This window comes from Terriglobales bacterium (assembly GCA_035561515.1).
Taxonomy (GTDB): domain Bacteria; phylum Acidobacteriota; class Terriglobia; order Terriglobales; family Acidobacteriaceae; genus DATMXP01.
Genome location: DATMXP010000024.1, coordinates 11,684 through 24,939 on the forward strand (window position 1 = coordinate 11,684; position 13,256 = coordinate 24,939).

Below are 13,256 nucleotides of genomic sequence, written 5' to 3' on the forward strand. Positions count from 1 at the left end.
AGGGAGACACCGCTAACGTTAGCAGCCACGGAAAGAACTCACAACTCAATTCCAACAGCTAATAGCGGTACACCGGGACAACAACAGTTCCATTCTGGAACAGCACCGCCTTCCTTTCGGGCCGTCCGGTATTGATTCCTTATCTTTGGGCATATAATGCGGGCGAAATGACCTCCAACGTTAGCCAGGAAATTCTCGCATTGTCGGAGTACTTCGCCTCGATTAAAGACGAGTTCAAATCAACCTACGACGCTCAGTTGCGCCCGAATCCCTTCAGCAGGATCTTAATCTTTTTCGATTTCTGCTTGGTCTTCTCGATTATCCCTATTTCTCCAATCCCGGTATGGTGGCTTTGCTCCAAACGGTTGTTGTCACTCACCATAGCTGGCTGGACTCTCCCAGTTCGCTCCTTCTTTTTCTGGTGGGTTACTTTTGTCGTGCTAGCTGGAGTTGGGGTTTTCGTTTTGAGCAAACTCTCAAATTCCAGGCGGCCCTCTGAAGATGATCTTTCCCTGCCTCAGATGCGTTTTGCCCTATCATTTGCATGTGCCGACGAACTGTCGGATTATCAGAAGAATCGCAGGGAATCGCACGTTCAGCGCGCGCTGAAGTACGAGCGGCGCCTTTATAACGTATGGCCGCACTTGTTTCATCCCGAGCGTCACGACGAAGCGGCATTGGATTCGGTTTTGGAGTACAGTGCACAACGCTTTCCTTCTCTTTTTCTGGCTAGCTACAGACGCTTCGCTTGGTTCAGGCTCGACCCGGACACCGAGAAGATAATGACGGCTCTCGCAGAATTTCATAGCAAGACCCGAGACCGAATAGCAGATAAGAAAGACTTAGGCACGGTCGTTGAAGCCTTTCAGAACCTGGCATTGTACTTTTTTTCCGAAATTCCTGAGAAGCAGGACAACGATCCCAATTTACCTAACAACTCCGCTGCAATCGGGAAATCGGCATTACTCAAGCTTTCACACACACTCGAGTTATTGCCTCCTTACTCCCGTGAGCTTCTGCCAGCCACAGCTAAGGAGAAGATCACGTCGAAAGTCACCGCTCGTTTGGCTGCTTTCACGGGAGTCTTTGCACACTCAAATTTGTTCGTGTGCTACCTCGTCTGGGTGATATTCCTGAGTTTCCTAGTTATTGGAGCAGTGTTGCTTGGCAGGCACTATTTCCCTACGGTTGAGATGGATTCAACACTATTGTCTCTCGTTATTGGAACGCCGATGCTTGGTGCTGGCGGTATGGCAGTGCTCTCACGACAAAAACGCTTATCATCGACCTCGGGACTTCATTGGAACGATGATGCTCGGGTGCATCTTAGCGGCAAGATTGAAAGATCAGGTCAGAAGAACAGCTAGCCAACCTGTGGTTGCGCGAGAGCTCGGTATGTGTGATCACTGATTCTGTAGGCGCGGTCGCCGGGTGGTGCTTCGTTTCCCGGTTTGGCAGCTTCAAGAAGCCGCTGTAGTTTGGTCCGTGCGCGAAGACACAGTTCCTCAATTTCCTCTGCGAGTGCCGTCTCGGCTTTCAGGAATTAGGTTCAGCATAACAAGCTGAGGCGGAACATCAGCTTGGGCATGGTCGAGCAGTTCAAGGAAGTAGCAGTGAGCGTCGGCCAACCAACCCCTGTGAACTTACCGGCCTGAACGCATCGGCGTGGCTGGTGCCCGGAGGGGGACTTGAACCCCCACAGACCTTTCGGTCCTGCGGATTTTAAGTCCGCTGCGTCTGCCAATTTCGCCATCCGGGCGGGAACAGGCGTATGTTTAGTATCGCATAGAGCGACAGCTAGATTGCCCAGCGAAGCAACGTCGCACCGACGGTAAATCCTGCTCCGACTGCGGCCACCAGCACTAAATCGCCCTTCTTCAACTTCCCTTCTTCGATTGCCGTGTTCATGGCCAGTGGAATCGTACCGGAGGTCGTGTTGCCGAAGCGATCTATGTTTACGATCACTTTTTCCTTCGCCAGTCCAACGCGGTCGGCCGTGGCCTTGATGATGCGCAAGTTCGCCTGGTGCGGGATGAAGCAATCGACGTCCTTGCCACTGAGACCATTCCGCTTCAGCAGGTTCTCGCAGACTTCGGCCATCTTGCGAACTGCAAACTTAAAGACAGCCTGACCGTCCTGATGGACGTAATGCATCTTCTTGTCGACCGTTTCGTGGGTCGGCGGATTCAGGCTTCCGCCGCCCGGCATGAAGAGCGAGCATGCGCCTGATCCGTCCACTTCGTGAATGAAGTCGAAGATATCGACGCTTTCCTCTTCGCTCGGTTCGAGGATTACGGCACCGGCTCCGTCACCAAAGATGACACAGGTGGCGCGATCGGTGTAGTCGATGACCGACGACATGGTGTCGGAACCGATCACCATCACCTTCTTATGTGTGCCCGCTTTCACGAACTGGGTCCCCACTTGCAGGGCATAAACGAAAGACGAACAGGCGGCGATGAGATCGAAGCCCCAAATATTCTTCGCGCCCAGCCGGTCCTGCACGAGGCAGGCGGTGGAAGGAAACATCATGTCCGGCGTGACCGTGGCGACGATGATGGCGTCGAGATCGCTCGCCTCGATACCGCGCTTCGCGAGCGCAATCTTGGCAGCTTCGGTAGCCATGTGGCTGGTGGCCATGCCTTTATCCACGAGATGCCGTTCGCGGATACCGGTGCGCTCAAGGATCCACTCGTTGGTGGTATCCACCATCTTTTCAAGGTCGTAATTCGAAAGGATGCGCGGAGGAACAAAGGTCCCCAGCGAAGAAATCTTCACGCGGACATTACTCAATGGGATGACTCCTGTATGACGTAATTCGTTATTGTGCGTGATTCAGAGCAGAAATGTCTATGAAGTATGAACAGGAGTGCCGGATTGTATAAGCGTAACTTTGATGGATAAGGCGTTCAGTCTAGGGTTTCGCGTCTTCGGTTGAAACATCGGGTGCAACATCGAGGAAGCGGAAATTCGAAGCTGCCGTGCAAGTCCGTTGGCCCGCGGTGCGGGTTTCGTCCGAAGTACGGCTGCGGCGCTTAACGACGATGCTGTTCATGGTGTAACAGGTGTCGTTGCCGCCAAGAGGGGTTCCGGGCCCCGCACTACCGGAGCGAAGACGAAGGTGCTTTCTGAGAAGCCCCTGAGGCGGCAAGGTGAACTGGCGCTGTCGAAATTGAGGCAGGCGCAGCTCGGCCATCTCGGTTCTCGCAGTATTTTTGGTTTCGGGGTTGGCGTTCTGTGCCGCAAGGGGTAGCGCAAAGGCGAGCGAGAGGACCACAGGCAGGAGCCGCATAGCTTTTCTCCCAGGCGGGATTATGGCTCCGCATTCTCCGCAAATTCAAGGACACAGGGACGAGTTGCCCAGGCTGGCGGACACAAAAATAGCCGGGCACCGGCTACCCCACTGCACAAGCAAGAGCTCGTTACCGTTGCTTCCTTCCGGACCTGGCGGGGTTGGCGAGAATGCTTCGCGTGGGACCGATGCCCGACACTTTCAAATATAGCATGCCGCAGATGATGTAAGGCCCGGCGTGGATCGGCGCAACACGAGCACTACGCCGAAAAGCGTGACCGCCACGTTCAATCAATAGATAATGTGCTGGTGGCGTCTTCCGCCCAATTGGGTCGACCGGTTCCAACCGTCAACATGGCGGTGGAGCGCTACTTTCAGGTTTCGCTTTACCTGCTGATCGCCACCGGTTTTCTGACGCTGATCGCTACCGGGCGCCTGGATTTCCTCTCCATACTGGTCGTGACGCTTGCCATCCTGTTCCGCGGGTTTCTGCTGCTGCGAAAAACCGAACTGAAGATCCCGGAACGATGGACCACGTACTTCACGCTCATTTACGTTCTTGTCTTCGTTGTAGATCTCTTCGTCATCTCGGGCAGTTACGTAACCGCGAGCGTTCACCTGGTGCTGTTCTCGATGGTGGTGAAACTGTTCTCGGTGCAGCGCGAACGCGATCACGTATATCTGGCGCTGTTGTCATTCCTGGCGGTACTGGCCGCTTCGGTTCTCACCGTTGATACCGCTTTCCTTGGCGCATTCTGCGTGTTTGTCCTGCTTGCAGTGAACACGTTCGTGAGCATGGAAATACGTCGGTCGCTCTCGAAGGCGCGGCACCGTGGAAGCACGCCTCCCACTGCGAAAGGCGACCAGCGCTTGTGGGCGTCGCTCGCGTCCAGCGGCGGATTGATTGTGCTGGGGATACTGATCGCATCCGCCGGGTTCTTCTTCGTGCTTCCCCGGTTCTCTGCCGGATATCTGAGCGCATACGCCCCAAAGAGCGACTTCGTTACCGGCTTCGGAGACCAGGTAAATCTCGGCGCCATCGGCCGAATCCAGCAGACGGACCAGGTGGTGATGCACGTGGACATCTACGGTACGCCTCCGCGCGACTTGAAATGGCGAGGTGTTGCGCTGACCGTTTTCGACGGACGAACCTGGACCAATCAGGCAAACGCAATGGAGTCGTACGACTCCCCTTCCGGGCGATATGCGATGCGGGCTATTCAGGTGCGAAACGGCAATCTGCCGTCGCTGACCGAGAACCCGCGGCACATCCGTTTGCTGCGTTACCGGGTGATCATGGAACCGATTGGCACAAACGTGTTGTTCCTTGCGCCTGTGCCGGTTGAGGTTGGCGGACGCTTTCGGGAAATCGGGATCGACCAGGCAGGTTCGATCACGAACACCGACCGCAGCCGCATGACCGAGAGCTACGAAGCTGTTTCGCAGGTTTCTGAACTAGATCCGGCCGCGGTTTCCGGTAACGGTCCTTACCCGAACGACGTGACCATGATGTACCTGCAACTGCCGGCCGTGGATCCACGCGTTCGGGAGTTGGCGCGGCAGGTTACGGCGGGGCTTCGCTCGGACACGGAGAAAGCCGCGGCCATCGAGCAGTATCTGCGCGAGAATTTTACGTACACTCTGCAGCTTCCCGAAGCGGTTCCGAAGGACCCCATCGCGCACTTCCTTTTCGAACGCAAGCGGGGACACTGCGAGTACTTCGCGTCCGCCATGGCAGTGATGTTGCGCTCGATTGGAATACCCTCGCGACTCGTAAACGGCTTTCGGAATGGCGAACTGAATGACATCACGGGGAGCTATATCGTCCGTGCGAAAAACGCGCATACCTGGGTGGAGGTCTATTCGACGAAGGCCGGATGGATTTCCTTCGACCCAACACCAGCGGACACTCTCGGCGCGCCTACGACGTTCAGCCGCTTGCGCCTTTACTTCGACGCCGCGCAGTCGTTCTGGCGTGAATGGGTCATCAACTACGACTTCAGTCATCAACGCGAACTCACCGTCACCACGGTAACCAAAGCACAACGTACGGCGTTCGACTTTCGCCGTTGGATTCGGGCGAAATACCGGGCTCTGATTAATGACGCACGAGGAATCTCCGTGCGGATCAGTCACGATCCCCGCGGATGGGCCGCGCTAGCGGTGCTGGTCGTCGTCGGTGGCTTCCTGTTGTGGAACTCGAGATGGCTGGTTCGGACATTGAAACAAGTTGGTATTGCTCGACGACCCGGACGGTCACCGCAGGCAGCCGCAAGCATCTGGTATTCGCGAATGCTAAAGACGGTGGCGCGTCGAGGCTACCTCAAGCCCGCGACTCAGACTCCGAGTGAGTTTGTGAAGACGATTCCGGAACACAGTCTGCGGGCATCGGTTGCGAAATTTACCGAGCACTACGAGCGCGCGCGGTTTGGGCATTCCGCAACCGATGCCGAGCAGCTTCCCTCCATTTACGAAGAGATCAAGCGCTAGCTGCTATTTCGGCCTCACGCGCAAGATGCGGTCATCGTCCGGCGCCGCGAGATTGCTTTGCTTGTAATTGCTCGTGGAGATGTAAACAAAGCCGTCGGGCCCCTGAACCACGTCGCGCAACCTGCCGAACTTATTGACGAACAACGCCTGTTGGCTCGCTACCTTCCCGGACGAGTCGAAGACGATCTGGTGCAGATGACGCGCGCTTGGATTGTCATCGAGGCCAAGAATCGCAATCAACAACGTGCCGTTCCAGCCGGGGATCGTTGAACCCGAATAGAAAGTCGCTCCTGAAGGCGGCATTGAAGGCTGGTTCGGAGAGAGGTTCACGGCAGGATCGACAAAGCTCGGATTGTTGCAGCTCCCGATGCACGTCGGCCACCCGAAGTTCGCGCCTGCGGTGATGACGTCAACCTCGTCATTCGCTTCTGGCCCGTGGTCCGTCGCATACAGAGTGCCGAAGGCATTGAACGCGAGTCCCTGCGGATCGCGAAGCCCGAGCGCGTATACATACGGATTCTGGGGGAACGGATTCGAAGCCGGAGTCCCGTCGAGGTTCAGGCGCAGAATCTTGCCGTCCCATGAAGCGGGATCTTGTGCCGACGCGTTCTGGCGGTGATCGCCCGTACTCAGATACAGCAGATTATCGGGACCGACCTTGACGCGACCTCCGGTGTGATCGAAACCGGCCACGGGATAATCCAGAAGAACTTTATCGAGCCGCCCAGTGGTCGGCGAGTCACCGCTGGCGACGATGCGTACCAGATGGCACTTGTTGTCGGTGGTGCAGTAATGAGCGTAGATGTAACCGTTCGACGCGAAATTGCGGTCGAGATCCATGCCGGTCAGTCCGCCCTGAAAGCCAGCATTATTCGCGGTCAAATCGATAACCGGTTCTGCCTGGAGATTTCCGTTCGTAACTACTCGCAACCGCCCGGGCGCTTCCGTGAAGAAGAGTCTTCCATCTGGGGCGAATGCAAGCGACCACGGTTCCTGGAGGTTCTGTGCCACCGTTTCGATGGTGAGCTGTGCTTCGGTAGCAGGAGCAACACCAGACCCGCTGTTACTGCCACCGCCGGTGTTGTTGCCACCAGTGTTACTGCCGCCGGGATTGGCGCCTCCGCCATTGCTGGTACCCGGGTTGTTGCCGTTGTTAGCCGACGAGTTGTTGCTGCCGCCGCACGCTGTGAAGACACACAACGAGAGAAGAAGGAGAAAGGTACTTACCCGCACATACATGGAATTCACCTGCACGTAAAGATGCAGGCTTATCCGCAGTATTCTGCCCTTAAGCCAGCTTTAACTCTGGATTTATGTGAGACTCGGAAGGTAAGCGGGCGGGCAATACTGCCCGCCCACTCTGCTTTTTAAAACCGGTTCCAGAGATACTGGTTGTAAACGTAGTGATGGTACTGAACCTCTGGCGCTTTCACGAATGTGCCCAAGAGGCGCGGGCAGCGGTCGGCGGAAGCCTGTTTCAGGTCCGCGTATCGGCCCTTCACGTCTTCGCCGAACAGCTTGTTCACCCATGCGGAATTACGGAAAGCTTCCATCGCCGGATAGATGTTGTCCGGCAGATAGCGCTCAGCCTGACGCAGGTTCTTGATCTTCGATGTGTCACCGTCGATGCCTGACCGGAAGATCGAGTAAAGCACCATGTACGGGTTTGCATCCGGGCCTACCGACCGGACTTCCACGCGCATGCTCTTCTCATTCCCGATCGGGATACGCACCATGGACCCGCGGTCCACGGCCGATGCCTTGATCTGGTTCGGAGCTTCAAAGTGCGGGTCAAGACGACGATAGGCATTGACGCTGGCATTCAGCACCAGGCAAATGTCATTCGCGCTGGTCAGGATCTTGTCGACGAAGGACCAGCCAAACTTGCTGAGCTTTTCCTCGCCTTTGGGATCCCAGAAGAGGTTCTTGCCATTCTGGCTGATCGAGACGTTTGTGTGCATGCCGCTGCCGTTTACGCCGACCACCGGCTTCGGCAGAAAACATGCCGTCAATTCCATCTTGGTCGCGATCTGGCGGCAGACCAACTTGTAGAGCTGAATCTGATCCGCGGCGGCGACCACTTCGCTGTAGGCGTAGTTGATTTCGAACTGCGAAGGCGCGACTTCCGGATGATCCTTCTCGTTCTCGAAACCCATGGCGCGCTGCACTTCCGCCGTTCCGTCGATAAAGGTGCGGAGCGGATCACCCGGAACCGAGTGATAGTATCCGCCGGTGTTCACGTATTCGAACTTCGTCGTCTCGTGAAAATGACGCTCTGCGTCGATGCCCTTGAAGAGGAAGCCCTCAATCTCATTCGCTGCGTTGAGTGTGTAGCCTTGCTTTTTATGCAGATCTTCCGCGAACCGCTTGAGGACGCTGCGCATGTCGGCGCTATACGGTGAACCGTCCTTGTCGGTCACTTCGCCGAACACCAGCACTTTGCCGGGTCCAAAGATATCGGCAGGCGCCCAGTAGAACGCGCTCCAGTCGATGCCGAGGCGAAGGTCACTTTCCCGCTGTGCCGTGAACCCGCGGATGGAAGACCCATCGAACGTAAGGTTGTCATAGCTCTTCAGCAGGAATTTCTTGTCGTAGTCGAGCATGTGCAAGCGGCCTTCCAGGTCGCTGAACAGCACGGTCACGGCCTTGATCCGCTTCTCGTCTGCCAGGTACTTGAGGCGCTGCTCCTGCAGGTGGTGCATCGGGACGCGGTCTTTCCGCTCCTTTTTCGCCTGCAGATTCAGCTCTTCCAGTTCGTCGTATGGAATCGCCAGGAAATTACGAAGTTCTGTGAACATGCCTCTCCTCGATGGGATTACCACCCCCAATTTCAATTAAGAATTGCTGGTGTGAGTACCAGACTACGCTTAGCGGTCGGCGGAGGGCTAATTGAAAACCGTGATGAGGGATATTTAAGGAATTTATGGCCGAAATGGGAATGCTCTCGCCGCAAACACCCAGAGCGATTGTCCCAGCCATCTGCGCCAGTTGTACCGACGCACAATGAAGCCATCCGCGGGTGATTGTAGCGGCCCGGCTTCGCTCTGATAAGGCCTATGAACTGGCCTTAATCGAAAGGAATCCGCTCACGTTTTCCCAAAGTAATTGCGGGAATGTTTTATCCAGGTATGAGCGGATCGATACATAACACTCGTCGCAGGTGTTCGTCTTCGTGAATTCATCCACCATGCGTGCGTGCTCTTCCAGACGGAACCGCTGGAACACCATCGAGCACGGTTGGAGCCACCCGTCACTGGTCACAACGAGGAAACGGTGTCCGGCTTTGCATCCGGGCATTTTGCCGTCGCGGAAGAACTGGCGAGTCGCTTGAAGGGTGCTGGGAGCGTTGACGATCCAGTTGGTGTCGTCGCGCCGAGCCTCGACCTTGTCGAGTTCGGAATTGAGCAGAGCGAGTTGTTCCGGCGAAGTGAGCGAATAGTCGCGGCATCCGGTGCGCCGGGCTGAATAGGAGCTGTAACAGATGTTCACGCCCCACTCTTTGGCCTTGTCCCCCAGACGGTTGATCTCTGCCACGTTCTCCGCATGGATGCAGGAGTTCAACACGATGTCGTCATGCCCTATGGCAGCAAGGCGCGGGACGAGGGATTCGAGCTGCGCATATAGGCCGGGATATCCGCGGAAGGTATCGTGACGATCATCCGGAAAATCGAGACTGACGGAGAACTGATCCACGCCTGCGGCGCGCAAATCCAGGTACTTCTGCTCCGTCATGTGCGACCAGTTCGAGACCAGGATCAGATATGGAACGGTAGATCCGGCCTTAATATTCCTGACAATCTCCACCACGTCTTCGCGCATGAGCGGTTCCCCGCCCGAAACCTGGACCACGCAGGGACGCAGCGCTTCCATGTAGCGGCGGTAGTCGGCAGGCTTGAGGTTTTTGGATTCGTCGCGCGGGCCGCCATGATCGCAATGCTTGCAGTAGCAGGTGCAGGCATCGGTGACTTCGAAGGAGACGACGATGGGACGTCCGGCGGGCCAGTTGGCCGAACCACGAGCGATGATCCGCAACGAATCGACAAAAGGAACCTTACGCATAACACAGCAGGTTAAAGGCTGGACTGACTTAGGGGTGTGACGCTGGTCACAGGTGGCTGGGTAATCAGCGTGACACCCCTGTCTTCGTTACTGGTTGTGCTTCAGGTAAACGGTCCGCGTCTCGGTATAGAAATCAAGCGCCGCCGGGCCCTGTTCCCTCATGCCGAAGCTCGATTCCTTGGTTCCGCCGAATGGCAACTGGTATTCAACTCCGGCGCTGGGCAGGTTGACGGTAATCAGGCCAGCTTCGATCCCGTTGATGAACTGGTGGACTCGCGTCAGGTCGCGCGACACCACCGCCGCCGAAAGTCCGAACGGCACCGAGTTGGCAATGCGCATGGCATCGCCGAAATCTTCCGCCACCATTACGGCCAGAACAGGCCCGAAGACCTCTTCCTGGGCTATTCGCATATTCGGAGTAACACCAGTGAAGATGGCGGGCTCCATGAAGTAGCCCTTGTCGTAGATGCCACCGGTCAGGCGCTTGCCACCGAAGGCTAGCCTCGCGCCATCTTCGAGTGCGACCTGGACATACTTCAGGTTCGTCTCGAGCTGTCCGGAATCCACGGCCGGTCCGATGTGGATACCCGCCTCCATGCCGTTGCCGACTTTCAGCGCGCGAGTTTTCGCAATGAGCTTCTCGAGGAAGGGTTCGTAGATCGCCTTCTCGACAATCGCGCGGCTGGTGGCAGTGCACTTCTGTCCGGTGGAGAAGAAGGCGCCGTTCACCACGATATCCGCGGCGTAATCGAGGTCCGAGTCTTTGAGGACAACGGTTGGATTTTTGCCGCCCATTTCCAACTGCACGCGGATGCGGCGGCGATATGCGATCTCGTGCACGCCCGCGCCCACCTGACACGATCCGGTAAACGACACCGCACGTACCGCCTCGTTCTCAAGCAATGGGTTTCCAACGGTGCCGCCACTGCCGGTTACGTAGTTCAACACGCCTGCGGGAAGTCCTGCGCGATGGAGCGCATCCACCAGGTGCCAGGCGCTGAGCGGCGCCTGCGACGCCGGCTTGATGACAACGGTGTTGCCGCCGACCAATGCCGGCGCCATCTTCCACGCGGGGATTGCAATCGGAAAATTCCACGGCGTGATGAGAGCCACTACGCCAAGCGGCTTGCGGATGGTAAAGCAGAAGACGTTTTCCCGCTCGGAAGGGATCTGGTACGAGAACTGCCGCGCGCCTTCTCCGCCGAAATAACGAAAGATATTGATGGCGCGCTTAACTTCACCCTTAGCTTCGGGAAGAGTCTTCCCTTCTTCGCGCGTCATGTCAGCCGAAATCTTGTCGATATCAGCCTCCAGCAACTCGGCAGCCTTGAACAGGTACTCGCCACGGCGTGGTGCGGGCATCTCCGCCCAAGCTTTCCTGGCTTTCACGGCTGCATCACAGGCAGCACGCACTTCCTCCGGACCGGAGGCCTGGAAATGCGCCACCACTTCGTCGGTGTTTGCTGGATTCAAATCCGGGAAAGTCTTTTTCGAACCGCACTCGACCCACTGACCGTTAATGTAGTTCCTGTAAACCTGGCTCATGATCATCCTCAGCAGTCTCGAATGAAATGATTGCTTCTCCAGACTAAATCAATTTACCCGCCTGTAGTGTGATAACCGCCGGGCGCGGGTGCTATTCTAGACGAGCATAAATTCCCCAGTTCAAATCATCATCATGTCTAATCCTGATCATCCAGAACAGCCCACGCCAGAAACAACGGAATCATTCAAAGACATCCTTTCGCAATTTGAAAAGAGCCATGCCCGAAAGAAGACCGAGGATGGCCAGCGACAGCTCGAAGGTACGGTGATCGCCGTTTCCGCCGAATCCGTGTACCTCGACATCGGCTACAAAACGGAAGGCATTCTCCCGATATCCGCACTCTCCGCCGGAGAAGAGTTGAAACCCGGCGACAAGATTCCCGTCACCATCAAAGGACGCGACCCCGAGGGCTATTACGAACTCACCCGTTTCAAGGTCGCCCGGCCGAAGGATTGGACCGCGCTGGAACGTGCCTTTGCTGAAAAAGCCACCATCATCGGCACCGTGACAGGGGTTGTGAAGGGCGGACTTAGCGTCGACATCGGCGTACGCGCATTTATGCCGGCCTCGCGGAGCGGCGTTCGCGGCGACGCTGCCGAGATGGAGAAGATGGTCGAGCAGGAAATCCGCTGCCGCATTATCAAGCTCGATGTTGCCGATGAAGATGTGGTGGTCGATCGTCGCGTGGTTCTGGAAGAAGAAGAAAAGGAAGTTAAAGCGCGCCGCTATTCGGAGTTAAAGGAAGGCGACGTGGTCCAGGGAGAAGTTCGCAGCCTCACCGATTACGGTGCCTTCGTAGACATCGGCGGAGTAGACGCATTGCTGCACGTCGCTGACCTGGCTTGGGGACGCGTTGGCAAGCCGTCAGATGTGCTCAGCGTGGGACAACAGGTGGAAGTACGAGTTCTGAAAGTCGACACCGAAAAGCGCCGCATCTCCGTCGGCATGAAGCAGCTTCAGGAACATCCGTGGGATGCGATCGCTCAGAAGTACAAAGTTGGAGACCGCGTGCGCGGCACAGTAACCCGCGTCGTCGAGTTCGGCGCGTTTGTCGAACTTGAGCCCGGCGTGGAAGGCCTGGTTCACCTGTCGGAAATGTCCTGGTCGAAGAAGGTTCGCAAGCCCTCCGACATCTTGAAACCCGGAGAGAACCTTGAGGCAGTCGTGCTCGGCGTGAGCGAAGCCGAACGGCGCATGTCGCTCGGATTGAAGCAAACGTTGGGCGATCCGTGGGCCGATGCGTCACGCAAGTTCCCTGCCGGAAGCGTCGTGCAAGGACCGGTGACGAGCATCGCGAAATTCGGGGCCTTTGTGCAACTGGCGGAGGGCGTCGAAGGCATGATCCACGTCAGCGAGATCAGCGCCGAGAAACGTATCAATCATCCGCAGGATGTGATGAAAGTCGGCGAAATCGTGAAGGCGCAGGTTGTTTCGCTCGACACCGAAAAGCGCACCATTCGACTCAGCATGAAGCAACTGGTCCCGACCAGCCTGGACGAATACATCGCCGAGCATCGCGTCGGCGATTCCGTCACGGGACGAATTCTTGACATCTCCGGTCGCGAAGCACGGGTGGAATTGGGCGAGGGTATTCATGCCATGGGTCGAGTTCCGGAAAATCTTGCGAAACCCGCACAAGCGGCAAGCGTTGGAAAGGCAGACCTGTCTTCCCTCAGTTCAATGTTGCAGGCGAAGTGGAAAGGTGCTGGTGCCGGCGCTTCCCAGCCGGAGCCTCCACAGGCGGGACAGATTCGCAGTTTCAAGATCGCGAAACTCGATGCCGAAAACAAACGAGTGGAAGTGGAATTCGCGTAGGTCCATCTAGTGAGGTGGAGCCGCGACGATTAGAAGCGCGCAAGCTTCCTCGCC

At 56.7% G+C, this 13,256-nt stretch carries 9 protein-coding genes, 1 tRNA gene and 1 other RNA gene; 3 read left to right on the forward strand and 8 right to left on the reverse strand.

Features of this window, described 5'->3' with window-relative positions:
* Positions 1-167 precede the first annotated feature (167 nt).
* A complete protein-coding gene (locus VN577_11180; GenBank protein HWR15385.1) occupies positions 168-1,367 on the forward strand; it encodes a hypothetical protein in 1,200 nt (399 codons plus the stop codon).
* A gap of 303 nt (positions 1,368-1,670) precedes the next feature.
* Here the strand turns inward: VN577_11180 and VN577_11185 are convergent.
* The 4 genes from VN577_11185 to ffs all read right to left on the reverse strand — a co-directional run bounded on the left by VN577_11185 (position 1,671) and on the right by ffs (position 3,484).
* A tRNA-Leu gene (locus VN577_11185) sits at positions 1,671-1,759 on the reverse strand.
* Between the two features lie 38 nt (positions 1,760-1,797).
* Positions 1,798-2,793: a beta-ketoacyl-ACP synthase III gene (locus VN577_11190; protein HWR15386.1), complete on the reverse strand. Its 996-nt coding sequence runs from the start codon at positions 2,791-2,793 to the stop codon at positions 1,798-1,800.
* A gap of 121 nt (positions 2,794-2,914) precedes the next feature.
* The gene (locus tag VN577_11195; GenBank protein ID HWR15387.1) at positions 2,915-3,292 is read right to left on the reverse strand and encodes a hypothetical protein; all 378 of its coding nucleotides are present in this window, start codon (positions 3,290-3,292) and stop codon (positions 2,915-2,917) included.
* A 93-nt stretch (positions 3,293-3,385) separates the two neighbouring features.
* Positions 3,386-3,484, reverse strand: an RNA gene (ffs, locus tag VN577_11200) — signal recognition particle sRNA small type.
* A 117-nt stretch (positions 3,485-3,601) separates the two neighbouring features.
* Here ffs and VN577_11205 point away from each other — a divergent pair.
* Positions 3,602-5,782 carry a DUF3488 and transglutaminase-like domain-containing protein gene (locus VN577_11205; protein HWR15388.1) on the forward strand — a complete coding sequence of 727 codons (2,181 nt, stop codon included), beginning with the start codon at positions 3,602-3,604 and terminating at the stop codon, positions 5,780-5,782.
* A 3-nt stretch (positions 5,783-5,785) separates the two neighbouring features.
* On the opposite strand, the gene VN577_11210 is transcribed toward VN577_11205, so the two are convergent.
* The 4 genes from VN577_11210 to VN577_11225 all read right to left on the reverse strand — a co-directional run bounded on the left by VN577_11210 (position 5,786) and on the right by VN577_11225 (position 11,386).
* Positions 5,786-7,021, reverse strand: a complete 1,236-nt coding sequence (locus tag VN577_11210; GenBank protein HWR15389.1) for a PQQ-dependent sugar dehydrogenase — start codon at positions 7,019-7,021, stop codon at positions 5,786-5,788.
* 128 nt (positions 7,022-7,149) lie between these two features.
* Positions 7,150-8,580 carry a glutamine synthetase family protein gene (locus VN577_11215; GenBank protein HWR15390.1) on the reverse strand — a complete coding sequence of 477 codons (1,431 nt, stop codon included), beginning with the start codon at positions 8,578-8,580 and terminating at the stop codon, positions 7,150-7,152.
* A 256-nt stretch (positions 8,581-8,836) separates the two neighbouring features.
* Positions 8,837-9,841: a radical SAM protein gene (locus VN577_11220; GenBank protein ID HWR15391.1), complete on the reverse strand. Its 1,005-nt coding sequence runs from the start codon at positions 9,839-9,841 to the stop codon at positions 8,837-8,839.
* A gap of 87 nt (positions 9,842-9,928) precedes the next feature.
* Positions 9,929-11,386, reverse strand: coding sequence for an aldehyde dehydrogenase family protein (locus tag VN577_11225; GenBank protein ID HWR15392.1), 1,458 nt, complete (start codon positions 11,384-11,386; stop codon positions 9,929-9,931).
* Between the two features lie 133 nt (positions 11,387-11,519).
* On the opposite strand from VN577_11225, the gene VN577_11230 reads away from it, so the two are divergent.
* Positions 11,520-13,202 (forward strand): 30S ribosomal protein S1, encoded by a 1,683-nt coding sequence (locus VN577_11230; protein ID HWR15393.1) that lies wholly within the window; start codon positions 11,520-11,522, stop codon positions 13,200-13,202.
* The last annotated feature ends 54 nt before the right edge of the window (positions 13,203-13,256 follow it).